Origin of the sequence: Neptuniibacter sp. QD57_21, assembly GCF_047778075.1 — a bacterium.
Taxonomy (GTDB): domain Bacteria; phylum Pseudomonadota; class Gammaproteobacteria; order Pseudomonadales; family Balneatricaceae; genus Neptuniibacter.
The window spans coordinates 450394-475535 of sequence record NZ_CP180549.1; the positions used below are offsets into that span (position 1 = coordinate 450394).

Annotated in this window: 17 protein-coding genes; 4 read left to right on the forward strand and 13 right to left on the reverse strand. The window is 45.8% G+C overall.

All coding sequences use genetic code 11. The features are described from left to right. Positions 1 to 51: 51 nt before the first annotated feature. The gene (locus ACMXYS_RS01980) at positions 52 to 2847 is read right to left on the reverse strand and encodes a bifunctional aconitate hydratase 2/2-methylisocitrate dehydratase (RefSeq protein WP_415897428.1); all 2796 of its coding nucleotides are present in this window, start codon (positions 2845 to 2847) and stop codon (positions 52 to 54) included. A 1003-nt stretch (positions 2848 to 3850) separates the two neighbouring features. On the opposite strand from ACMXYS_RS01980, the gene acnA reads away from it, so the two are divergent. Continuing rightward, on the forward strand, positions 3851 to 6583 hold the full coding sequence (gene acnA, locus ACMXYS_RS01985; RefSeq protein ID WP_415897429.1) for an aconitate hydratase AcnA: 2733 nt from the start codon (positions 3851 to 3853) through the stop codon (positions 6581 to 6583). 261 nt (positions 6584 to 6844) lie between these two features. Here acnA and ACMXYS_RS01990 read toward each other — a convergent pair whose 3' ends face one another. Both ACMXYS_RS01990 and ACMXYS_RS01995 read right to left on the reverse strand, forming a co-directional pair. After that, positions 6845 to 7651 carry a class I SAM-dependent methyltransferase gene (locus ACMXYS_RS01990; RefSeq protein ID WP_415897430.1) on the reverse strand — a complete coding sequence of 269 codons (807 nt, stop codon included), beginning with the start codon at positions 7649 to 7651 and terminating at the stop codon, positions 6845 to 6847. Positions 7652 to 7862: 211 nt separating this feature from the next. Next, complete coding sequence (locus tag ACMXYS_RS01995; protein WP_415897431.1) at positions 7863 to 9263, reverse strand: PLP-dependent aminotransferase family protein; 1401 nt, start codon at positions 9261 to 9263, stop codon at positions 7863 to 7865. A gap of 145 nt (positions 9264 to 9408) precedes the next feature. On the opposite strand from ACMXYS_RS01995, the gene ACMXYS_RS02000 reads away from it, so the two are divergent. Beyond that, the gene (locus ACMXYS_RS02000; protein ID WP_415883321.1) at positions 9409 to 10284 is read left to right on the forward strand and encodes a DMT family transporter; all 876 of its coding nucleotides are present in this window, start codon (positions 9409 to 9411) and stop codon (positions 10282 to 10284) included. Positions 10285 to 10442: 158 nt separating this feature from the next. Next, positions 10443 to 10715: a hypothetical protein gene (locus ACMXYS_RS02005; RefSeq protein WP_415883322.1), complete on the forward strand. Its 273-nt coding sequence runs from the start codon at positions 10443 to 10445 to the stop codon at positions 10713 to 10715. 35 nt (positions 10716 to 10750) lie between these two features. Here the strand turns inward: ACMXYS_RS02005 and ACMXYS_RS02010 are convergent, their stop codons facing one another. Next, the gene (locus ACMXYS_RS02010) at positions 10751 to 11791 is read right to left on the reverse strand and encodes a methyltransferase (RefSeq protein ID WP_415883323.1); all 1041 of its coding nucleotides are present in this window, start codon (positions 11789 to 11791) and stop codon (positions 10751 to 10753) included. Beyond that, positions 11791 to 12480: a pseudouridine synthase gene (locus ACMXYS_RS02015; protein ID WP_415897432.1), complete on the reverse strand. Its 690-nt coding sequence runs from the start codon at positions 12478 to 12480 to the stop codon at positions 11791 to 11793. Before ACMXYS_RS02015 ends, ACMXYS_RS02010 begins: the two co-directional genes overlap by 1 nt. 126 nt (positions 12481 to 12606) lie before the next feature. On the opposite strand from ACMXYS_RS02015, the gene ACMXYS_RS02020 reads away from it, so the two are divergent. Then, on the forward strand, positions 12607 to 13443 hold the full coding sequence (locus ACMXYS_RS02020) for a 6-carboxytetrahydropterin synthase (RefSeq protein WP_415883325.1): 837 nt from the start codon (positions 12607 to 12609) through the stop codon (positions 13441 to 13443). Here the strand turns inward: ACMXYS_RS02020 and ACMXYS_RS02025 are convergent. The 8 genes from ACMXYS_RS02025 to ACMXYS_RS02060 form a co-directional block, all read right to left on the reverse strand. Further along, positions 13434 to 14813, reverse strand: coding sequence for an SLC13 family permease (locus ACMXYS_RS02025; RefSeq protein WP_415897433.1), 1380 nt, complete (start codon positions 14811 to 14813; stop codon positions 13434 to 13436). The two genes, ACMXYS_RS02020 and ACMXYS_RS02025, sit on opposite strands and share 10 nt — an antisense overlap. 195 nt (positions 14814 to 15008) lie before the next feature. Further along, the gene (locus ACMXYS_RS02030; protein ID WP_415883327.1) at positions 15009 to 16190 is read right to left on the reverse strand and encodes an acetyl-CoA C-acetyltransferase; all 1182 of its coding nucleotides are present in this window, start codon (positions 16188 to 16190) and stop codon (positions 15009 to 15011) included. A 383-nt stretch (positions 16191 to 16573) separates the two neighbouring features. Further along, complete coding sequence (gene panC, locus ACMXYS_RS02035; protein WP_415883328.1) at positions 16574 to 17422, reverse strand: pantoate--beta-alanine ligase; 849 nt, start codon at positions 17420 to 17422, stop codon at positions 16574 to 16576. A 2-nt stretch (positions 17423 to 17424) separates the two neighbouring features. Continuing rightward, positions 17425 to 18219 carry a 3-methyl-2-oxobutanoate hydroxymethyltransferase gene (panB, locus tag ACMXYS_RS02040; protein WP_415883329.1) on the reverse strand — a complete coding sequence of 265 codons (795 nt, stop codon included), beginning with the start codon at positions 18217 to 18219 and terminating at the stop codon, positions 17425 to 17427. A 40-nt stretch (positions 18220 to 18259) separates the two neighbouring features. Next, the gene (gene folK / locus ACMXYS_RS02045) at positions 18260 to 18745 is read right to left on the reverse strand and encodes a 2-amino-4-hydroxy-6-hydroxymethyldihydropteridine diphosphokinase (RefSeq protein ID WP_415897434.1); all 486 of its coding nucleotides are present in this window, start codon (positions 18743 to 18745) and stop codon (positions 18260 to 18262) included. Then, the gene (gene pcnB, locus ACMXYS_RS02050; RefSeq protein ID WP_415883331.1) at positions 18742 to 20163 is read right to left on the reverse strand and encodes a polynucleotide adenylyltransferase PcnB; all 1422 of its coding nucleotides are present in this window, start codon (positions 20161 to 20163) and stop codon (positions 18742 to 18744) included. Before pcnB ends, folK begins: the two co-directional genes overlap by 4 nt. A gap of 590 nt (positions 20164 to 20753) precedes the next feature. Next, a complete protein-coding gene (locus ACMXYS_RS02055; RefSeq protein WP_415884633.1) occupies positions 20754 to 22139 on the reverse strand; it encodes a sigma-54-dependent transcriptional regulator in 1386 nt (461 codons plus the stop codon). Positions 22140 to 22161: 22 nt separating this feature from the next. After that, positions 22162 to 25089, reverse strand: a complete 2928-nt coding sequence (locus tag ACMXYS_RS02060; protein ID WP_415897435.1) for a sensor histidine kinase — start codon at positions 25087 to 25089, stop codon at positions 22162 to 22164. Between the last annotated feature and the right edge of the window lie 53 nt (positions 25090 to 25142).

Here is a 25142-nt window from a genome sequence, read left to right on the forward strand (position 1 = left end):
CAAAAAAGCCCCGAATGATCGGGGCTTTTTATTGCTGACGTTATCTAGTGATTAGATACGTGCAGCTGGGATAGCTTGTGGTGCAACGCTTAGGTCTTCGCTTGGTGGAGCGAAAGACGTTAGGTTGATACCTTCAACAGCTGCTTTGTACTCTTCCAACGTTGGGAAACGACCCAAGATAGTAGAAAGAACAACCATTGGAGTAGAACCTAGTAGAGATTCACCTTTCTTCTCAGCAGAGTCTTCTACAACACGGCCTTGGAATAGACGAGTAGAAGTTGCTAGTACAGTGTCACCAGCTTCTGCTTTCTCTTGGTTACCCATACATAGGTTACAGCCTGGGCGTTCTAGGTACAGAATGTTCTCGTACTTAGTACGCGCTTCTTCTTTCGGATGCTCATCATCGAAAGTGAAGCCAGCGTATTTAGATAGAATATCCCAATCGCCTTCAGCTTTTAGCTCGTCAACGATGTTGTAAGTTGGCGGAGCAACAACTAGAGGTGCGTTGAACGTGATAGGACCGTTCTTCTCTAGGTTGCGTAGCATTGCAGCGATGATCTGCATGTCGCCTTTGTGAACCATACAAGAACCAACGAAGCCTAGGTTAACTTCACGGCCTTCGTAGAAAGAAGTTGGACGGATAACATCGTGAGTGTAACGCTTAGAAACGTCTTCGTTGTTAACGTCTGGGTCAGCAATCATTGGCTCGTCGATCTGATCCAGATCTACAACTAGCTCAGCGAAGTACTTAGCATTGTCATCAGGAGCAAGTGCTGGTTCTTCACCAGACTTGATGCCTGCAATACGCTTGTCAGCTAGGTCGATAAGACCTTGTAGCATGCCCGCTTCGTTTTCCATACCTTTGTCGATCATGATCTGGATACGAGACTTAGCTAGCTCTAGAGACTGAATTAGCGTTTCGTCAGTAGAGATACAGATAGAAGCTTTCGCTTTCATTTCTGCAGTCCAGTCAGTGAACGTGAACGCTTGGTCAGCAAGTAGAGTACCGATCTGTACTTCGATTACGCGACCTTGGAAAACGTTTTCGCCAGCGAACTTCTTAAGCATCTGCTGCTGAGTAGCGTGTACGATGTCACGGAAGTCCATGTGAGGCTTCATAGCACCTTTGAAGGTAACTTTTACAGACTCAGGGATTGGCATTGCTGATTCACCAGTTGCCAATGCGATCGCAACAGTACCGGAGTCAGCACCGAATGCTACACCCTTAGACATACGTGTATGAGAGTCACCACCAATGATGATTGCACGATCATCAACAGTGATGTCGTTCAATACTTTGTGGATTACGTCAGTCATTGAGTGGTAAACGCCTTTCGGGTCACGTGCAGTGATTACGCCGAATGCGTTCATGAATGCCATTAGCTTAGGCGTGTTAGCCTTAGCTTTGTTATCCCATACAGATGCAGTGTGACAGCCAGATTGGAAAGCACCGTCAACGCTTGTAGAGATAGTAGAAGCAGCCATTGCTTCAAGTTCCTGACAAGTCATAGGACCAGTAGTGTCCTGAGAACCTACGATGTTCACTTTAACGCGAACGTCAGAACCAGTGTGTAGAGGAGTCTTAGAAGTCACGCCTACAGCATTGCGGTTGAAGATTTTTTCAACAGCAGTTAGGCCTTGGCCTTCGTGAGAGATCTCTTTAGATTGAGCGTAAACAGCAGGAGCTTCAACGCCAAGAGTTTCAGCAGCGAACGTTTGTAGTTTCTTACCGAAAGTTACCGCGTAAGAACCACCTGCTTTCATGAATTCCACTTTCTGTGGAGTGAAAGAGTCGGATACGTCTGCTAGCTCTTCGTTACCGTTGTAAAGCTTCTTAGCTTTAGTGTCGATTGTTAGCACTGTACCAGTAGCAACAGAGTATGCTTCTTCTAGTACTGGATCGCCGTTTGCGTCACGAACAACTTCGCCGTTTGCATCAGTTTTCTTAACCCAGTTCTTAAGGTCAAGACCGATACCACCGGTTACACCAACCGTAGTTAGGAAGATAGGTGCGATACCGTTAGTACCTGCAACTACTGGACGGTTGTTGATGAACGGAATGTATGGAGAAGTTTTCTCACCAGCCCATAGTGCAACGTTGTTAACACCAGACATACGAGAAGAACCAACACCCATGGTGCCTTTTTCAGCGATTAGCATCACTTTAGCATCTGGGTTTTGCTTAACCATGTCAGCGATTTCTTGCTGAGCTTCTGGAGTGATCATGCACTTACCGTGCAATTCACGGTCTGCACGTGAGTGAGACTGGTTACCAGGAGAAAGAAGGTCAGTAGAGATATCGCCTTCTGCAGCAATGTAAGTGATAACTTTGATTGTCTCAGGGATATCGTCAAGCTTAGTGAAGAACTCTGCTTTAGAGTAGCTTTCTAGGATATCTTTAGCGATTGCGTTGCCCGCTTTGAAAGCGTCCGCTAGACGAGCTGTGTCAGCGTCGTATAGGAATACTTGAGACTTAAGAACTTCGCCAGCTGCAGCAGCTTGTGCGTCGTCAGAAAGTGCGATGTCTAGTAGTGCTTCTACAGAAGGACCACCTTTCATGTGAGACAGTTGCTCAAGAGCGAACTCTGGAGAGATCTCAGCAACAGTTTCTTTACCTAGAGCGATGTCTTTTAGGAAAGCCGCTTTAACACCAGCCGCTGGCGTAGTACCAGGTAGCGTGTTATAGATGAAGAAGTTTAGAGAAGCTTCGCGCTCTGCATTACCAGTGTCTTTGATCTGGGCAATGATTTCAGATAGCAATTCAGCGCTATCGATTGGTTTTGGGTTTAGACCCAGGTCCTTTTTACGAACCTCAATTTCTTCTAGGTAGTCAGAATAGTAGCTCATGGCGTCCAACGTCTCACTTAAATCTAGTTATGATTTGTGCGCAGATTATAAAAAAAAACAGGCAAACAGCTCAATCAAAACTATTTAAATGAGGCTAATAGTCGCTATAAATTTAAAAAATAGTACTTAAATCAAGGCTTTTAAAGAGGGTATACATTGGTTGTAGGTATCTATTTTTATTATAAAAAATGGCAGTTTTTGCCTTTATTGAAAATAGTAATCATTTAAAATTGGTTTTAATTGTTTTCTTAATTGAAAATAATAATCATTTTTCAAGGGATTGCTTAATTAGCCTTTGTTTCTGTGCTCGTTGCTGACGCATAGTCCGCCAGTCCGTGGTTTCGTTGGTACAGTCTTCTATTGGAGAGGTAAGTGGAATTAATTTGCTCTCCTTCTATAACGCAATTTGATGACAGCCTTTGTTATCTAAATTAGCTAAACAGAAGCTAGGTTAATTATTAGATGTTTCTTCGGGGAGTTTTTACCCACTGTCGAACCCCAATTACCCAAGGATGGATGTTTCTCCAAGCTAAATCCTAGTTTCTAAATCGAGGTTACTGATAGTGATAAACGCCTCTAGCTTTCTTAGCGCACCCTCTATCTATAGCTTAAACATCGCTTTCTTATCGATCCCATAATCCAGTTCCGAGCTCTATCTGAAATGCAGCGAGCTTGATTCAAATTTCTTCGGTTCTGTTCAAAAAACACCCGTTTTTACTAGCAAATAGTCTTAGATTGTATGTAATATATGCAATTTCATGCCCGTATTACTTGCTTTGAGTCGGTTATTGTCTAATATTGTCGACAATCTTAATAAAGTAATAATTTGTGTTGCAGAAAATATCGGTACGACGGCCGATAAAATCTAGGATGTTCTGCAATAGCGGTTCGTGTGACGCCTGAAATGTAACCAACAAGGAAATCGAGCAGTTCTAGTGAACGAGGACTCGTAAAAATAAAGGTTATGGCTTCAGCCGCGTCCTATCTGCGTGAGGTATAAAAAATGACAAGCCCGACCCATTTCGATCCATCTAGCTCTGTTCGAACACTCTCAGGAACAGAGCACAGCTACCATAGTCTTCCAGATACCGCAGAACAGTTTGGTATCGATCTTGATGCATTACCATTTTCACTTCGTCCTATCTTGGAAGGAATTGCTCGAAATGTTGGCCAAAACGGCGTAACCGCTGAGCAGGTTCAGGCGCTTGGAAGTTGGACAGAGCACCAAGGTACAAAGCCGATCGAAATTCCTTTTACGGCGGGTCGTGTCATCATGCACGATTTGAGTGGTACGCCAGCGATTGTTGATTTTGCTGCGATGCGTTCAGCGGTTCAGCGTATGGGCTTAAATCCAGCAATTATTGAACCTCTAGTACGAGCAGATCTAGTTATCGACCATACGGTAACAATGGATAATACGGGCAGCCCGGCTTCACTAAAAATCAATGGTGAACTAGAAGCGGAACGTAACAAAGAACGTTATGCCTTCTTGAAATGGGGTGCGCAAGCATTTGAAACGATCCGAATTATTCCACCACAAACCGGTATTGTGCATCAGGTTAACCTCGAGTATCTGGCTCAGGGTTACCTAGACATTAATGGATTGATGGCACCGGATACGCTAATTGGTATGGATAGTCACACACCAATGGCGAACGCGCTGGGTATTGTTGGCTGGGGTGTAGGTGGTATTGAAGCCGGTGCTTCTATGCTGGGTCAACCGATGCAAATGCTGGCACCTGAAGTGGTCGGTGTAGAGTTAACAGGCGCACTAAGAGAAGGTGTAACAGCAACAGATTTAGTCCTAACCATCACTGAAATGCTGCGTAAATATCCAGCGGGTGTGGTGGGTAAGTTTGTTGAATACGTGGGTGAAGGCTGTGCCAATCTTTCTCTGCCTGATCGTGCAACGATTGCAAACATGTCGCCAGAATATGGCGCAACCATGGGCTTCTTCCCGTTTGACGAGATCTCTGCAGAGTATATGAGAGCTACCGGCAGGGACGGTGATCTGCCACTGGCATACTACAAAGCACAGAATATGGCTTGGAAACCAGGTCAGGCATTGCCGCGTTATACCGATCTTCTGCAGCTTGATCTGTCTACCGTTGAACCGTCTGTGGCGGGCCCGAAACGACCTCAAGATAGATTGCCTCTAGCTGAGATTGGTAAAGTTTTCCAGAAAGCAGCCGCTGAAGGCCAAGAGAAAGGTAAAGAGCGTAACCCTGAAGTCGCTACAGTGATGCCGATGAAAGCAGACGAAGCGGGTATTTTTGCACCGCTTCCTGAGCGTGAGTTAAAAGACGGCGATATCGTGATTGCTGCGATTACAGCCTGCACCAACACCTCTAACCCGGGTCTGTTGATAGCTGCGGGTCTGCTCGCTAAGAAAGCCAATGAACTCGGTATGAAAGTACCTGATGGTGTTAAAACGTCTTTGGCTCCAGGGTCACCGGTTGCTACCGACTTCCTAACCAAGGCTGGCCTACAGCAGCACTTGGACGCTTTGGGCTTTAATACTGCGGGTTACGGCTGTACTACCTGTGTGGGTAACTCTGGTCCTCTAGCACCAAGCATCGAAGAAGCGTTGCAGAACCACGATATTATCGCTGCGTCTGTTTTATCGGGTAACCGTAACTTTGAAGGTCGTGTGCATCCAGATGTTGATACCAACTTCCTTATGTCTCCACCGCTGGTGGTTGCTATGGCGATGGCTGGCAATGTGAATATCGATGTTACGACACAGCCAATTAGTCAGGATGCCAACGGTAACGATGTTTACCTTAAGGATATCTGGCCGAGCAACGCTGAAATAAGCCAGACCATGCTTGAATGCATGGATCCGAAAGCGTTCCGCGAAACCTACGAAAACTCTTTGGATGGCCCTGCTACATGGCAGAACCTAGAATCTCCAACGGGTCCTGTGTATGACTGGGCTGCAGATTCTACGTATATCCAAGAGATCTCTTTCTTTGATGGTTTCTCACTGGAAACACCTGAAGATTCACTAAACAATATTTCAGGTGCGCGTATGTTAGTTATGTGTGATGACAACACAACCACCGATCATATTTCCCCAGTTAGCCGAATTCGTCCAGATTCACCTCCAGGTGAATATTTAAGTTCACAAGGCGTTGCAGACGAAGATATGACATCTCTGGGTGCACGTCGTGGTAACCACCATGTTATGTTGCGCAGTATTTTCGGCAACGTAAAAGCCCGAAACTTGTTGCTTCCAGGTACTACTGGCGCAGTAACGAACTATTATTCGTCTAATGCAGCTCCAGCACAGATGTCTATCTATGATGCGGCTGAGCGCTACCGTTCTGAAGGTACATCTACCGTTGTATTTGGTGGCAAGCTTTATGGCACAGGTTCATCACGAGACTGGGCTGCAAAAGGTCCTGCGCTGCTGGGTGTTAAAGCGATTATCGCTGAAAGCTTTGAGCGTATTCACAAATCAAATTTGGTGGGTATGGGTGTATTACCGCTGCAACTTCCTGAAGGTCTGACACGTGCATCATTAAATCTGGATGGCACAGAAACCTTCGACCTGAGTGGTATCGATACTCTGGAACCACGCGGCACAGTTGGCTTGACTATAAACCGCGCGGACGGTTCATCACAGCAGTTGGAGCTGACCTCTCGTGTTGATACTTCTTCTGAGCTGGATCAAATTCGCCACAAAGGCATCTTGCCGATGGTATTACGCGATATCATCGCTGCAAACGCATAACATCAACGTTCCTTTCTAGGAATTAAAAACCGCCGTTTATCGGCGGTTTTTTTATATCTGTGAATATATCCACATTAGTTTTATCCAAGTTTTATGTGGATAAGTACGTTGATAGTTTGAGTGTGAATTACTAAAGCCCAATAAACATAAGGGCTCTGGATGATTGTTCACATTTTGCTACTTTGAAGTGCAGTATATGCTTGTAAGTTTATTCACAGCTCAATTAGCTCTAATTCGCTATTGATCCAGTATTCTTTTACCTTAGAGCTTTACAAAGCGTAATGTCATACGGTCACTTTCACCGATTGCTTGGTAATGCGCTTTATTAACTTCTTTTAAACGATAGCTCGGTGGTAGGGACCAGACGCCAACTTTGTGGTCCTTAGTATCTTTAGGATTGGCGTTGATCTCAGACGTCTCAACGAGTTCAAATCCTAAACCTTCAATAAATGAAATTAGATAAGCTTCCGGAACGTAGCCATTTTCAGCGCTTTCTTTGTAATCACTGCCATCTTTAGCGCGGTGTTGAACTACACCAAGAGTACCGCCCTTTTTTAGCACGCGATGAAAAGAAGGATAGACCTCTTCTATGCCCCCAAAGCGTATCCAGTTATGGGTATTTCTGAACGTAACCACCATATCTTGAGAGCTATCCGGAACTTCAGCTAAATAGGTATCACCTTTCTTAAACACCACTACATCGGCTTTTCCATAAACTGATGGATTGGCTTGTAGCTTTGTCACAAGTTTGTTGTGTAAGCCCTGTAAAAAGTTGTTTGGGTGATCGGCGCCGAAGCTCGCTAAGGTGAGATGTCCGTTGTCTTTCAGCATCGGCGCAAGGATCTCTGTGTACCAGCCGCCACCAGGTAATATTTCAAGGACAGTCATATCGGGTTTTATGCCGAAAAAAGAGAGTGTCTCTACAGGGTGGCGATAAACATCACGCGCTATATTCTTTTCGCTGCGGTGTTCTGCAGCAACGGCTTGTTTTATAAATTCATTAGAGGCATGCACAGTATTAATGCTGGCGATGCAGAATATAAACAGTGACATTTTAATGAATTTCATCGTATTCAACCTTCTATGTTGTTTATGGCTGGCTTGAGTCTGTTATATCCCAATGTGCCTAATAATAGCTTTATCCTCAAGTCGTCTCGGTAATAACTTATCCCAATAATCTGTGGATAAGTTCGTTGATAGTCTGAGTGCTACTTGCCGAAAGCCTTAATTTACGTACGTTGGAGAGAATTGCTCATCTTTGTAACACTTAGGGAATAGATTAGTACGAAGCGATTAATTTGCCTAACTGTGCAATAGCGTCGACTTGTTCTTTTTGTCGAGTGTAATGGGCAAAACATAAGCGGATATGGTGATTAAAACGCTGGTCTGCACAAAAGAGGTTACCGGGTGAAATGCCAATACCTGCCTCAAGCGCTTGTTGAAATAGTTGGTCGCTATTGACCTGTTTAGGCAGTGTAAACCACTGCAAAATACCGCCGCTTGGTTTGATAAAGCAGGTGTTACTGGGCCAATGTTGACGGATATCTTCATCGAGCATCTCGACTCTCTCTTGGTAGCCACGACTAACTTGTGAGAGATGACGGCGATAACGGCGGCCTATCAGTAATTCACTGATGCCTTGTTGCGATATGGCAGAACAGGCGATGCTGGTAACAAATTTTTGGAAGTTAACTTGTTCGTAGTAGCGCCCGGGTAGTACCCAGCCCAGCCTTATATCAGCATCTACTGTCTTAGAAAAAGAACCGCAATGAAGCACCCGTTGATCGGTATCCATCGCTTTAAGCGCTGTTGGTCTTTGTTGATTGAAACTCAATTCTGCGAAAACATCATCTTCAATAACTGCAATATCCCACTTGTTGGCAATGACCATTAAGCGCTGTCGACTTGCTAAATCTAGATTGAAGCCCAACGGGTTATTAAAGCTTGGGTTGGTCAGTACCGCTTTAATCGGCCATTGAGTTAGGGCGGTTTCTAGAGCATCTAAATTAGTCCCTAGGAGTGGATCTGACGGCAGTTCCAATACCTTAAGCCCCAAAGCTTCAATGCACTGCAGAGTGCCGTAGTAGCAGGGTGATTCAACGGCAATAGTGTCCCCTATCTGGGCAACAGAGCGTAAGCAGAGTGATAAAGCTTCCTGAGCGCCATGGGTAATCACAATCTCTTCACTATTACAGCTAAATGCGGTGGCATTCAGGTGATCAGCTAATACGGACAGAAGTTTAGGATCGCCCGGCGGGGTGCTGTAATGGCTGCGGCGTTTTTCACTGGTGTGTGCCCAATGACGAGTATGTTTGGCTTGCTGCTGATAATACCAAGCGACCGTTGGCCATCTGGAATCGGGGTAAGCCGAACCGAGAGCTAAGTGCCCATGTTGATTCGCTGCGCCCAAAACACTGAACGCAGTCGAGCCCAACTTAACTTTTCGCGGTTTGATGGCAGGAACTGAGTTTTTCGGGGAGGAGACAAAGAACCCTAGTCGTGGTTTAGCGTAAATCAGTTGCGACTGCTCTAACTCAGTCAGGCCTTTGATGATGGTATTTTTACTTAACTGATATTGCAGGCTTAAGGCCCGGATAGAGGGCAAGCGGGTGCCGGGCGATAAATCACCGCTTTCGATTCTAGAGCTAAGCTGTTGTACCAACAGTAAATACTTTTTCATGGGTACAGTTTGTATAAATTTACAGACAAGTGCAATTTGAGGCTTTTCTGTACCCTTGAAACTGACCTGTCTGTGTCCCTTTTTTGTTTAGCCTGTTCTCTCTACAGTGATGCAATCAATTTAGATAGTTTGTAGAGAGTCAGTCATGCTGAATAAACAGCAGTGGATAACTTTAGTTCCTTGGGCGTTTGTGGGTATTTGGAGTACCGGTTTTATCGGTGCCAAGTATGCGGTGCCTTATATGGAGCCTTTCAGCGTCCTACTAGTACGTAGTTTGCTGACGATTGTTGTCTTTGCGGGCTTATTAGCATGGCGTAAACCGCAATGGTGTAGCTTGCCGCAAGCAGGTCATCAGATGGTGGTGGGGTTTCTCGTTCATGCCTGTTACTTAGGCGGCGTCTTCGCAGCAATCGACTGGTCACTTCCAGCTGGGATTACCTCATTGGTGATGGGGTTACAGCCCATATTAACGGCCTTGTTGGCTGTCATCTGGTTACAAGAGCGGCTGTTGAAAACCCAATGGTTAGGTTTAGTTCTGGGTTTAATCGGTGTTGTTATGGTGGTCAGCCAAGGTTATTCACAGGGGAGCTATTTGGCTGGTGGAGATGCATGGGCAGCTGCGGTGATTGCGTTAGTCGCTATATCATTAGGCACTTTGTACCAAAAACGTTTTGGTGTCGGTGTAGATCTGATGGTGGGGGCTTTTTATCAATACGTGGCGATGGCAATTGTGATGGCTATATTGGCCTATGCATTTGATAGCGGTGTGGTGGAATGGAACTGGACCTTAATTGGTGCATTAGCTTGGATGGTATTGGGCTTATCCGTCACTGCAATACTGTTGCTGCTAATTATGATTCGCGAAGGGGAGGCGAGTAAGGTCGCTAGCTATTTTTATCTGGTGCCCCCTTTAACCGCGATAGAGGCGTGGTTCTTGTTTGATGAATCGTTATCGATGCTGGCAATGATAGGGATTCTAGTTGCCGCTCTTGGTGTGTTTTGCGCAGCAAGAAAGATATAAATATAAATTTTTAGCTTCTTTTAGTTATAAGAAGTGTATTTTTTAGTCTTAATTATTAGGTGAACCGACTTGTCTACTTTTCTGTCATAAGGGCATATCAATTAATCGATATAACTCCCAGTGGTATAGGGAGCTCTTAAATTAGAAAGGTAAATAATATGTCTCTTAAAGTTAAATCTACACTACTTGCGTTAATGTTTGTTCCTACCCTAGGTATGGCTGCGGATACGGATCACGAACAAGCCATTAATTTTATTTATAGCAGTAATGGGATGGAACTCAGTGAATCGGCATCTATGAATAAAGTCGAAAAAGTGATGAAAAAGGAAGTTTCTACATCGGATAAAAAGCAGATGCAGAAAACTAATGGAATGGACTACAGCCGTATTTGGTCGGGGTATCCTAAAATTGAAGGGCATGAAGTGTATTAGTTGATCAAAAGAGAATGGGGCTTTTAGCCCCATTTTTATGTCTTGTGAGTAAGCCTGATCAGCTTAAAGTTGCCGTTAGAGGCAATACATTCAGCCTGATGGAAGAACTGCTTAGCTTTTCGCTCTAGTGGGATATGCATATTGGTAACAAAGCAGGCGACCCCACGGCCATTCAAACGGTCATGAGCCGCTTTTAGAAAACGGTCTGTCAGGTCTCCGTCGACGGAAAATCCTGCATGGAAAGGGGGGTTGCAGAGGATTAGATCAAATTTCTCGGTAATACCCTCTGCACAACTCGCAGGTATGACTTTGCCGTTAATCGGATAACGGTTAAAGTTTCGCTCGCAGGCTTTTAAGGCGGCAGCGTTGTTATCGGTCGCTGTTACCGGGATATCTAAGTGGCTCAGATTCAAGGACAAGTAGCCATAACCGCAGCCTAGATCCAGAGCGTTTTTCGGCGGTTCTGGTAAGGTCATTAAGAAGCTATCGAGATGCTCGATCAGGTAGGCGCTACCGCGATCAATTTTATCCCAACCGAACACACCTGGTTTGCTGTAATACTCAAATATCTCGTCACTGGCAGTGACACGCAGCTGGTGGAAATCTTTAGCATCCAACAGGTCTTCACTCGAAGCGTTTACTTTAGTGAGTGTCGCGGACCAAGTGTTTTTATCGGCCTTGCTGGTTTCACCCTCTCCAAAAAGCTTTTTAGCTTTGCTGAAGTAGGTTTTGATCCCTTCACCTTTCTCACCGGCAATATAAAGTTTCCCTTCAGGTTTTAAGCAGCGGAAAGCTTCATTAATTAGGTGGTGTACCACCGGCTTTTCTTTGGATACTCGGTAGATCACAGAGTCCAAACTGTTATCTTCGATGATGCTTAGATCATAATCGGAGAAGAAAACCTTCCAACCTTGACGAAAAAGATGCTGTTCCAGATCAATTCGGTTGGTAATGGCGATAACGGCTTCATTAGCTGGGATATTGGCACTGAGCAAGTTTTCATCAGCGAGCCAAAGCGAACGACCGGAAGCGCGTTGGATATAAGGGGCGATTAGATTAAAGGCTGTATCACTCATTAGATGCTATTAATCTCTTCTTCTGTCAGAAAACGGTATTCGCCGGGTTCTAGGTATTCATCGAGCTCGATATTGCCGATACGTGCGCGGTGAAGCTCTTCTACTTTGTTGCCTATAGCCGCGAACATACGCTTAACTTGGTGATAGCGGCCTTCGGTAAGAATGACTTCGGCTTCATTACTGGCAATTAAGGTTAGCTCAGCGGGTTTAGTGCGCTCCTTATCATTGTGCAGCATTAAACCTTGCTTGAATTTCTCTACGGCATCTTCAGGAATTGGATCAGCCGTGGTTACTTGGTAGAGCTTGCCTGTTTTGTGCTTTGGCGAGGTGATTTTGTGAGCCCATTTACCATTACTGGTGATAAGCACTAAACCGGTTGTGTCCACATCTAGTCGGCCACAGATCGTTAGTTCCTCTGCCCGTGGTAGATCTAGCAAGCTTAGAACCGTTGGGTGGGTACCGTCGTCATTGGAGCATACGCAGCCCAAAGGTTTATGCAGCATGATGTACTTATCACCTGGCGCATCTACAGGATAGCCACTTAGATAAATCTCATCGTCTTCACCCACATGCATGGATGGGTCGGTAACTTCAATATCGTTTACAACAACTTCACCCGCTTTCATAAAGCGGCGAACTTCTTTACGGGAAAAGCCGGAAGATTGTGCTAAGTATTTATCTAGGCGCATAAGGTAAGTCTATAACAAGCTTTAAAGTGCGTAGTATATCGGAACTGGCATTGTCCCTATAGCCTGCACCGTTTTTTAGTTGAAGGTTTTAAGCTACTATAGCGCCTTCAAATCAGGAGCCCTGCCGTGAAACTTTTTGTTGATAATCTGACCAATGTCGATTTTTCCTATTTACACCCTCAACGTGGGTTGATGGGGGAGTCGTGGCTTGTGCAGTTAGAGCTGGATGGCAGCCTAAATGACCAAGGCATGATCTGTGATTTTGGGATTGTGAAGAAGAAGGTTAAGCAGTGGTTTGATCTATGGGTAGATCATGCACTGGTGGTTCCTACGGGCATGCCACGTCTTAGTCATTCTACTCAAGACGGCTACACTGAGGTCGAGTGGCTTTATGCGGATGGTGAAAGCTTTTATTGCCGTTCCCCTGAGCCTGCAATCTGCCTAGTAGGTATGCCTGAGATCACAGAGAAGACTTTGGCTGAGTGGTGTCGGGATAAGCTTTTAGAACTTTTCCCAAATGAAGTAAAAGGGCTAAAGATCTCCTTTGTTCCAGAGAAAATCGACGGCGCTTTCTATCACTACAGCCATGGTTTGCAGAAGCATGATGGCAACTGTCAGCGTATTGCGCATGGTCATCGTTCTAAGATCGAAATCTATATCAATGATCAGCGTGAACTCAATCTTGAACAAGAGTGGGCTGAACGTTTCACTGATATCTATATAGGTTCGGAATCTCATCTAATTGAACAGTGTGAGAGCCGTCATCATTACGCTTACACAGCGCCGCAGGGTGACTTTGCAATAAGCCTACCTACATCGGTTTGTTACTTAATCGATACGGACAGCACGGTTGAATTGATCGCAGATCATCTGGCCAAGCAGATCAAGCAAGCTTATCCAAATGATAAGGTATTGGTACGTGCTTACGAAGGTGTAGGCAAAGGTGCAATTGTTCAGTTGTAGTCGAGTATTAAGTACAGCGCAGAACTGATCAATACGACGCAAAGTAAATTGAGGAACAGTCCTGTGCGCATCATCTTTTTTTGTGGCACATAACCAGTACCAAATACAATTGCATTTGGAGGTGTAGCTACAGGAAGCATAAATGCACAGGAAGCGCTGATAGCAATAGCGATGGCCAAGGTCTCTTCTGGAAAGCCTAATTCTGCAGCTATCGAGATGAAAATCGGCACCATTAAAGCTGTACTGGCAGTGTTACTTGCCATTTCGGTAAGAAAAATTATAAAGGTACAGATCAAAGCCAAAAAGATGAAAAAACTGGCTTGGCTTAGTAATAAGCTGAGTTGTTCAGCAAGAAAAGCACTAGCACCACTACTTTTCAGAATAGCGCTTAGCGTTATACCGCCTCCAAATAAGATCAATACCCCCCAATCGGTCGTCGTTTCTATATCTTTCCAGCTTACGAGTTTTAACCCCCCTAAAAGCAATACGGCAAGAATAGCTACCATGCTATCGAAGTTTTTATCTATTCCGAGAAATGTTGAAAACTGTTTACTAAACAACCATAGAACCACGGTTAGTAAAAATACGGTAATGACTGCATAGCGTTCGGGGGTTAAGGAGAAGTGTTGTTGTTCTAAAACAAAGTGTTGCTTTAATTCCGGTCTAAGAAGAATGAAGAGAAACGCGATCATAGCGGGTAGTAGGATAATAACCATTGGCATTCCAATCTTGATCCAATCAGCAAAACCTAACCCAATCTCAGCAGCAGCAATCGCATTAGGTGGGCTTCCTACTAACGTGCCTATGCCTCCAATGTTTGCTGAATAAGCAATTCCTAGCAAAATAAAAAAATAGATCTTAGGATTCTCCTTAATATCGAAACGGGAAAGGATGCCTAGTGCAAGGGGAAGCATCATAGCGGTGGTCGCGGTATTGGATATCCACATGGAGATAAAGGCTGTAAGAATAAAAAGCGCCAAACAGGCATAAAGAACGTGCCCCTTCGTTAGATGCAAAACATAGTTGGCAAGAGCGCGATCGATATCGTGTTTATGCAGAGCAGCAGCTAGTGAAAAGCCTCCTAGAAAGAGAAAGATAATTGGATGTGCAAAGTTGGAGAGTGCTTGCTTAACATCTAGGAGGTTGAGTAAAACGGCAAGTAAGGGTACTAACAACGCAGTAATTGTTATAGGGAGCGTTTCGCTGATCCAAAGAGCACCGATAAAGAAGAGTATGGCTAAGCCTTGTGCTGTTTGCTGGTCACAAATAGAGAAGTTCGGAAGACCAAGAAGGATTATGAGGGATAGAATTAGAATATAAAAAAATCGCAATAGAGTATGGGGAGTTACCATTGATATTTTCCCAGTCAAAGAGCTAGCGATAAGAACTGTTTATCAGAATAACCCTCTTTGCTGAGAAGAAGTAGTCTGAGAATTTAACAGTTTGAACTACGACCGGAGGATTTTGTTCAGTTATCTCTTTTTATGATGGTTTCAGAAAGAAAAAAACCGCAGCCGAAGCTGCGGTTTAAAGAGTAGGACGGTGTAACTAGACTTAAGTCTAGCTTAGTCTCGCTCAACTGCCAGTGCAGTACCCATACCACCACCAATACATAGTGTCGCTAGGCCTTTCTTCGCGTCACGCTTGTTCATTTCGTGAACTAGGCTTACGAATACACGGCAGCCAGAAGCGCCGATTGGGTGACCTAAAGCGATAGCACCACCGTTAACGTTAACGATGTCAGTGTTCCAGCCAAGATCTTTGTTTACAGACATTGCTTGAGCAGCGAATGCTTCGTTCGCTTCAACTAGTTCTAGATCATCTACAGACCAGCCAGCTTTTTCTAGTGCTTTCTGAGTCGCAGTGATTGGGCCTGTACCCATGATAGATGGATCAATACCAGAGTTAGCGTACGCTTTGATGCGGGCTAGTACTGGAAGACCTAGTTCTTTCGCTTTCTCTTCAGAACAAACGATTACTGCAGCAGCACCATCGTTGATAGTAGAAGCGTTACCTGCAGTTACAGAACCGTCTTTTTTGAATGCTGGACGTAGTTTACCTAGCGCTTCTGCCGTGCAACCGAAACGTGGCTGCTCGTCAGTGTCAAATACGATTGGATCGCCTTTACGCTGAGGAATTGTTACTGGGATGATCTCATCTTTAAAGCGACCGCCTGTTACAGCAGCTTCTGCTTTGTTCTGAGATGCAGCAGCAAATGCATCTTGCTCTTCACGTGTGAAGCCGTATTTTTCAACGATGTTCTCAGTAGTGATACCCATGTGGTAATCGTTGAATGCGTCCCATAGACCGTCTTTGATCATTGTGTCGACCATTTTCCAGTCGCCCATGCGAGCACCGTTACGAGAGTTTGGAACAACGTGAGGAGAAGAGCTCATGTTTTCCTGGCCACCAGCGATGATGATGTCTGCATCGCCACAACGGATTGCTTGTGTAGCCATTTGAATAGCTTTAAGACCTGAACCACAAACTTTGTTGATAGTTAGTGCAGGAACTTGAATTGGCAGGCCGCCATTAAGCGTCGCCTGACGGGCAGGGTTCTGGCCACAGCCAGCCGTCAAAACCTGACCCATGATTACTTCGTCAACTTTTGCAGGGTCCAGATCGATCTTCTCGATCAGGCCTTTGATAACTGTTGCACCTAGGTCAGATGCAGCAATTTTAGATAGGGAACCACCGAAAGTACCAACTGCGGTACGGCCCGCAGCTACAATTACAACGTCACGCATTCGAAATGCCTCTTAGCTTAGCTATGTACAAAGTTCGTTCTTCACGATGATGGTATGGCCAAATTTTTGGCCGATAGTATTCAGTGAAAAGCGGCGTTTATTCAGTGACCGTTGTGCCCTCTCTACTCATTTAGGGGCGGCCAAAATCCGTTTTTCTGAGCACTTATACAACCTTTATTGTTTTTATTGCAGTGCAAGAACTCATCGTCCTAGCAGTCTGCGCGACCGAGCCCCCGGTTGTCAAGCCACGAAAGTAGCGGGTTGTATAAGACTTACGATTGAAATAGCAAGTATTGCGCTGCAGCAATAATTGAGCGTTTAATTTAAAAATCTGAGGGATATCAGGGGGTTCCGAGTAGGTGTAACCCTACTCGGAAGAGGGGTTACAAATTAATTTGTAAATTGTCGATTAATCGGGCAGGGCCAAGGTAGGCAGCTGCTAGTACGACTAATTGGGAGTCTTCAGGTGTCGCAGGTTGTAGATCCTGGCTGCGACAGATAACCAAGTAATCGCGTTTGAAACCAGCGGTTTCTAAGCGCTGTTGAGCGCTTTCAATCAGCGAATCGAAGTCTTTATTACCTTCAATCAGAGCGGCTTCAATTTCGCGTAGCGAAGCGTTAAGCACGGTGGCTGTTTCCAGTTCCTGCTCTGATAGGTAACCATTGCGAGAGCTCAATGCTAGGCCCTGCTCATTGCGGGCAATAGGCGCACCTTGGATCTCTACAGGTAGGCTAAGATCTTCGGTCATTCGGCGAATAACCATCAACTGTTGGAAGTCTTTTTCGCCAAAGATCGCTACGTCTGGTTGAACCATACCAAACAGTTTAGCTACGACCGTCGCAACACCACGGAAGTGGCCTGGGCGAGTCGCGCCGCAATAAAGGTCTGAAATCTCTGGTACTTCAACCTGTGTCTGAGATTCACGTCCGTTCGGGTAAACCTCCGAATCGGTCGGTGCAAACAGGTAGTTGCAGCCGCGAGAATTCAGTTTCTCTTGATCAGCAGCGAGAGTACGTGGGTAATTATCTAGATCTTCCCCTGCACCAAATTGCAGAGGATTGACAAAGATCGATGAAACGACAATATCGCTATTCGCTTTTGCCTGATCGATCAGTTGTAGGTGACCTTCATGCAGATTACCCATCGTTGGTACAAAGCCGATACGCTTGCCTGCTGCTCGCTCTTTATTGAGGGCTGCACGCAGATCAGCAATGGTATGTAGAGTGATCATGTTTATTCAAACTCATGCTCGGAAGCAGGGAAAGTACCGCTTTTAACGTCAGTCACGTATTGGCTGATCGCTTCTTCAATGCTATTGGCATCAGCCATAAAGTTTTTTACAAACTTAGGGCTGCGGCCTGGTGTTACGCCAAGCATGTCATGTAGAACCAGTACTTGAGCGTCTGTGTCAGAACCTGCGCCAATACCGATAACAGGCACATCCAGTGCGAGTGTGATCTCTTTGGCTAGGATAGATGGAACGCACTCAAGCAAAATCACGCTAGCGCCAGCATCCTGCAGCATAACGGCATCGTTAATCATCTGTTGTGCCGTTTCTTTATCGCGACCTTGGACTCGATAACCGCCGAGCTTATTCACAGTTTGAGGTGTCAGGCCAAGGTGAACGCAAACAGGGATGCCACGTTCAGCTAGCATAGATACAGTTTCTGCAAGCCATGCACCACCTTCCAATTTCACCATGTTTGCACCCGCCTGCATAAGCGCAGCGGAGTTATCCATAGCAAGTTCTGGAGTGGAATAGCTCATGAAAGGTAGGTCGGCCATGATAAGGCTTCCCTGATTACCTTTGGCGACAGCTTGAGTGTGGTAAGCCATCTCTTCAACAGTTACGGGTAGAGTACTGTCATTGCCTTGAAGCACCATGCCCAATGAATCGCCTACCAGAATTACTTCTGTGCCAGCAGAGCTAACAACATGCGAGAAACAAGCGTCATAAGCGGTAAGTACCGCGAACTTTTCGCCCGCTTTCTTCATTGAGGACAACGTGTGCAGAGTAATATTGCTCATGGAATGATCTTCCTGTTATTACGCGTTGGCGCGATTATACCTATATCTTTGTCAGGCTGCCCATAGGGCATGCAACTAATAGGGAAGACAAAGTTACATCATTAGGCATGATTAAATCGGGTGCGATATCGGCCAGAGGGTATAGAACAAAGCTGCGCTCGTGCATAAATGCGTGTGGTACGCAGAGACGTTCGGTGTTGATTTGGCTATTACCGTATAGAAGCAGGTCGAGGTCGAGGGTTCTTGGTCCCCAGTGTCGCTCGCGGACTCTCTGGTGTTTCTGCTCAAGCCCCTGAAGCTGATCCAGCAGTGCATGGGCTTCTAGGGTCGTTTCTATCTCTGCAACGGCATTGATAAAGTCTGGCTGATCTTGAGGGCCAACCGGTGCAGAACGGTATATGGGTGATGCTTTGACTAAGCGGCAGTTTTCCAGTTCTGCCAGCTCAGAAAATGCTTGTTCAACATGCTGAAGAGGGTTGTCGAGATTACTGCCCAACCCTATGTAACAACGAACCGCAGTCGTCATTGCGATGACTCTTGGCGGGACTTGTTTGAATTAGAACGGCGACGACGTGGTTTACGAGGCTTATCACCTTTACCTAAGCTTTTCACCATGCTGTTTTTGCTTGGCTCATTAGCGTTCTGGAAGTCAGTCCACCACTGGCTTAGTCCACCTAGATCTTCACCACTGTTTTCACGCAGTAGAAGTAGATCATACGCAGCTCTAAAGCGCGGTTGTTCCATCAAGCGTGCTGCACGGTTGCCTTGGCGGCGTGGCAGACGCAGTTGCATCTCCCAAATCTCACGGATTGGGGTAGAGAAACGACGCGGTATAGCGGTTGAACGAACCTGTTCTGCAAGTACCTGATTGGCTGCTTCATGTAGAGCCGGTACCGGTGGCATCTTGTTCTCTTTCATCAACTGTTGCATACGTAGCTGAGTTGGGTACCACAAGATAGCTGCAAATAAGAACGCCGGTGTAACGCTCTTACGCTGTGCCAGACGGCGATCAGTATTTTTTAGTGCGTTCTCGATCAAGCGTTCCAGAGGCACATTCAGATTGTCACTTTGTAACAGTTTCTGAACCTGCGGAAATAGCGGCTCAAACAGATCTAAACGTTGTAGCTGTTTGTAAGATTCAATAGCGTGACCTGATTGCAGCAGTTTTAGCACTTCATCAAATAGACGTGCTGGCGCAATGCGTTTCAGCATTGGTGCTAAGGTGCGAATCGGCGCTTCTGATTGCTGTTCAATCGAGAAATCAAGCTTAGCGGCAAAACGAGCTGCACGTAGCATGCGTACAGGGTCTTCTTTATAACGATCTTCTGGGTCGCCGATCATGCGCAGAATACCTTTCTGCAGATCGTCATAACCATTGGCAAAATCGTAGACGCAGTGATCTTTCGGGCAGTAGTACAGCGCGTTTACAGTGAAGTCGCGACGTAGCGCATCATCTTCAATTGTGCCGTAAACATTGTCGCGTAGGATCATGCCGCTATCGCATTGTTTGCCTTGTTCGCCTTCAGCATTTTCAGCTTGGTTATCGTGGCTTGCGCGGAAGGTTGCGACTTCGATCAGGTCACGGCCAAAGCGGACATGAACCAGTTTAAAGCGGCGGCCGATCAGGCGGGCGCGGCGAAACAGATCTGCAGCTTCTTCTGGATGTGCATCTGTCGCTACGTCAAAATCTTTTGGTCTTTTCTTAAGCAGTAGGTCACGGATACATCCGCCAACTAAGTAGCCTTCGAAGCCTGCATCTTGGAGGCGGTAGGCAACTTTCAGGGCATTATCATCTAAATGACGGCGTGGAATCTTATGCTCATCTTCAGAGATCAACTTCTTTTCAACAGCAGTGATTAATTGCGTGTTTTCAGCAGAGTCATTAACGGACTCTGTACTGCTGCCAAATACTTTGCTCAATGCGTTACTGATGGTTTTAAGCAAGGTTGTGCCTACCTATGCGATTTATCTAGCCGGAAAGGGTAGTAATTGTACGGGTGTTCAGGCTTATATCAAATCTAAACAGTGCTTACTGCCCGAATTAAATGGGTGCGCAATCATACCACTGTTACACAGCAGATTGGGAAATTTAAAAGATAGAAGAAAAAGGGAAGGAGATGGGTAGCTGATCGCATCTCAGGCAACAACGGCTATTTCTCAGCTTGTTGTTTTTGTTCTAAGAGCAATATTAAGATCGTTACAGCTTCGCTACGATCAGCTTTCTTAAGCCTCATTATTATTTTTATTCGAGACAGGTACTTCTTTAATCTATTCCAGTTTTTATTTTTATTGGCGGTCTAGTTTAAGAAGTGTGCTTCTTTTTGTTGTCGCGCAGTATATTGCACGGCATGTGCCAGTTTTTATTAATCCTTATAAAACAATGGCTTATTTTTGATTGTTTGTTTTTTGATCTACTTTTGTAGCGGTTTTGTTACTGGGTGTTACGCTTTGGTACTAGTTGCTGGGTAGTACGGTAACACCTGAATTGTTACCGTAATGTTACTTAAATGTTACCCTTTAGACCTTGGTATAATCTATTTTTTCGACTTGCGAGGAATGCCAAGTTTTTGTCTGCGTTCCCATAAACACTTGCGGCTCACGCCGAGCTTCTTAGCCAGTTCTGTTTCGCTCAATTGATCCTGATTTTCTAAAACGAATCTTTGGAAGTAGTCGTCTAAAGATAGTTTAGATTGGTCTTCAGTCTGTACTGCTTGAGGAGTAGCCTGATTCATCGCGACAAACTGGCTTTCAATATCATCTAGAGAGCTTACTGGGATATCTAAGCCTAAAAGGTCAGTGGTAATGAATGGACCTTCTGCAAGAATAGTTGCACGCTCGATAGCATTTTCTAATTCACGAACATTGCCCGGCCAGCTGTATCTGCGCATCGTTTCAAGCGCATCATTGGCGAAACGTAAAGGCGCTGTTTCCATTCGCTGACAAACACGAGCCAGCATTTTTTCAGCTAACTCGATAATATCGTCGCCGCGTTCTCTTAATGGAGGAATGCGAAGCTCCATCACATAGAGTCTGTAGTAGAGGTCTTCACGAAACTCGTTCTGTTTTGCTAGCTCTTTTAGATTCCTATGGGTTGCAGCAATCAGGCGAACATCAACTTTCTTTGATTGCACAGATCCTACACGTCGGATCTCACCTTCTTGTAGGAAGCGTAACAAACGAGCTTGAGCCTCGAGCGGAAGCTCTCCGATTTCATCAAGAAATAGCGTACCGCCATCTGCAGCTTCAAGTAAGCCGCTGCGGCTGCTGCTAGCGCCGGTAAAGGCGCCTTTTTCGTGACCAAAAAGTTCTGACTCAATCAGGCTCTCTGGGATCGCGGCGCAGTTCACTGAGATCATTGGGATATTGGCGCGATTGCTCTGTTCGTGAATCGCGCGAGCTGCAAGTTCTTTACCTGTGCCTGACTCTCCCTGAATCAAAACAGTCGCTTGGGTGCGAGCAACTTTCTTAATGCGCTTATCGAGTTCCTGCATCGGTTGGCAGGAGCCAATGATATTAGTGCGGTTCTCGGCAGTTGCGGCATCATGTTCGGTAACGGGACTGTCAGATTCCGAACGAGAGGAAAGAATATGCTGCACCGAGCTGATCATCTCATCGTGATCAAAAGGCTTAGCAATATAGTCAACAGCACCGAGCTTCATCGCATCAACAGCGGAGCGTAAACTCGCATAACTGGTCATGATCAGTACAGGAACTGATTTCGCCAACGAAATCATGTCTGTGCCAGGTGCGCCCGGCAGACGAAGGTCGCTGATAATTAAGTTGAAGTCGCCAAGGTTGAAACGGCTGGTAGCTTCATCTACAGAAGCGGCGTCGTCGACTTGGAAATGGTTTTTCTCGAGTAGTCTGCGCAGTGCAGACCGGATTATTGTTTCATCTTCTACAATCAGAATTCGGCTCATCGGCTCTCTACCTCTCATCCCACTATCCTGCGCTGTCGGGATCTTCTGTCCACTTTAAGCGCGGGAGCGTTATTACCACTTGAGTGCCTTTGTTCTGCTTGTTGTTGGCTGGGCTTATAATTTCAATATTACCACAATGTTCTTCAATAATATTGTAAACCAAAGATAGACCCAAACCTGTACCCTGACCAGGGTCTTTTGTGGTAAAGAACGGTTCAAAGAGGCGTTCTTGGGATTCGGCTGATATACCGCTGCCTTCATCGGTTACTCGAAGCTCTACGGTTTCAATATTTTCATTGGCATGGAGCCAGATACGCCCACCTTCAGGTGAGGCATCGCTGGCATTTTGAATCAGGTTTACAAAGATTTGATGAAGTTGTTGTGGATCACCACTAACACGAAGCTCATCGGGTATCTGATTGATGTACTGTTGTTGCTTGCCATGGCTATCCAAAGACATTAGGTGAATAGCTTCTTCAGCACATTGCGCGAGAGATACCGGTACTTGCTCTCGTTCCGCTTCTGGGCGACCTGCATGTGCGAATCTGACAAGGGACTGAACGATACGGCTGATGCGTTTGGTTTGATCGACGATATGATCTCCGGTTTCAAGAATATAATCGTTATCTGTTTCTAGCTTCAGATTCTGTGCCAGACAAGCGATCCCCGTTACAGGGTTGCCAATCTCGTGGGCAACACCCGCAGCAAAGCGACCGATAGATGCAAGTCGTTCGTTATGGCCGAGCTTGTCCTGCATGATTTTAGTGTCGGTCTCGTCTTCTAGGAGCAACACCATGCCGATATCGCGACGCTCTTTAAGGATCGATTTATGCAAACTGAACCAATGAGTTTGTTCATTTAAGATCAGTTTTTGGCTCAACTTGTGATCGCTATCCGCGTGTGCGAACTCTTCTAAAATAGTGCTCCAAGTATCCGTATGGCTTTGTAGCGGCGTACCAATAATCTCTTCCGCTTTAATTTGGGTCAGACGCTCCATCTCAATATTCCAGAACAGTACTTGTCCAGAGGTATCGAGGGTACATACACCGACGGGGAGTTTTTGCAGTGTAAGACGGTGGTAACGGCGCATTTCATCAAGTTCGGCCGCAAGACCGGTCAAACGTTCTTGATAGTTTTCCAGCTGGTTTTCAATCAGGTGCGTATTACTGGCTTTGAAAGTAATTGGATCGGAAGGTTGATCCAAAGGCTCAAGTAAAGCAGCGGCTTCTATAGGCCCAAGTAAGCCTGAAAGGTTAGTTTCAAGGGTTGTACGAAGGCGTAACAGATCGATCGGACGCACAGTCTGCGATTGTATATTCAGACTCTCTAGTGCTTTTTGAACTTCGCGCTCTGCGGTTTTGCGGCCCAATCGGCTAGACAGTAGATCGGTAAAGTCATCGATTCTGGAAACGCGTAGGTGGTTGGAACTTGGCTTTTGCAACGCGTTCATCAAGCAGGATTGTGCGGCCCTACGCTCATCTTCTGATTGAGGGAAGATTAGAGAGACTACGGTCAGAAGAGCAGTGTTTAGCATCAGCGACAGAATCGCAATATGGTCCCAGTTATCTGTATCTAAATCGAAAGGTACCAATTCGCTGGCTGAACTATCTAGAAGCGGAACGAGCATGGTTAGCAGCCATATCCCCATGCCTGCGGATAAACCTATGAGTAGGCCCCAGCGGTTCGCTCTGGACCAGAACAGGGTGGATAGTAATCCCGGTAAGAACTGTAGGAAGGCAACTACAGCAACCACGCCCATCTGATGCAGGGCGAAGTCCGTACCTATCTGGCGATAGAAAAGATAGCTGGCAAGCAGCATCGCCATGATCAAACTACGTCTAAGCCATAATAGCCAGGCATAGAAGCGAGGGGTTTTCGGTTTTGGTACTAACGGCAGGATAACGTGGTTTTGAATCATCGAAGCCATAGCTACAGTTGCCACAATCATAATGCCGCTGGCTGCTGACAAACCGCCGATAAATGCCAATACCGTTAGCCAAGTAGAGTCTAAGAAAACACCCATGTTCAAAAGGATGAATTGCGCTTCACCGCCTACACCGAGTGCTTCGCCTGCCCAAAGGATAGGTGGAACTGCAGCTGCAAGCAAAAACAGAAACAGCGGCATCGCCCATGTAGCTTTATAGAGTGTTTCGTCAGAGGAATTTTCGGTAAACAGCATGTGGAACATATGCGGCATCACAATAGCTGCGGTGAAAAATGCCAGTAGTAAGGTTCGCCAAGCATCGCTGTCTACAGGTGCTTCCAAGCGCTTGATCGATTCTGGATGGCTGGTGATAAAGTCATTCACCCCTTCTATTCCACCTAAGACGCCAAAGATTGCAAAGCCAGCAATCACCAGAAGTGCGATTAGTTTAATCAGTGACTCAACTGCCATGGCCACCATGAGGCCTTGATGGGTTGTACGTAAAGAGGCGTGACGTGCACCGAATAAAATCGAAAAGAGGGCGATAACAAAGCAAAAGCCTAAGCCGATCTGGTCAACGCTGAATTGGTCATTTAGCAGATACAGGGCATCGGTCACCGCTTGTATCTGAATTGAAAGCATAGGGAGAGTGGCGATGACGGTGAGTAGGGCTGTAATAGTACCAACCGCCCCGCTGCGAAAACGAAAGGCGAGTAGGTCGGGTAGCGAGCTAAGTTGGTATGTCCTCGAAATCCTGAGGATAGGGATCAGCAGTACCGGGCCTAAGATAAAGGTGACGACAGCCCCCAGATATGAAGCTAAAAAGCTATATCCCGATTCTTGCGCCAGCCCAAAGGCGCCATAGAACGTCCATACGCTGGCATATACCCCGATAGAAAGTACATGGGTAAATGGATGGTGCACCAACTGCTTGGGTAATAGTCCTCTCTCGGTAAGGTAGGCCGTACCAAAGAGAAAGAGCAGATAAGCCACTCCGATCAGGATGAGTAATGGAAGACTATACATCCCTCGGCCTCCGCTCGATCAGAAATGCTAACAAAATAATAAGAAACCAAGCA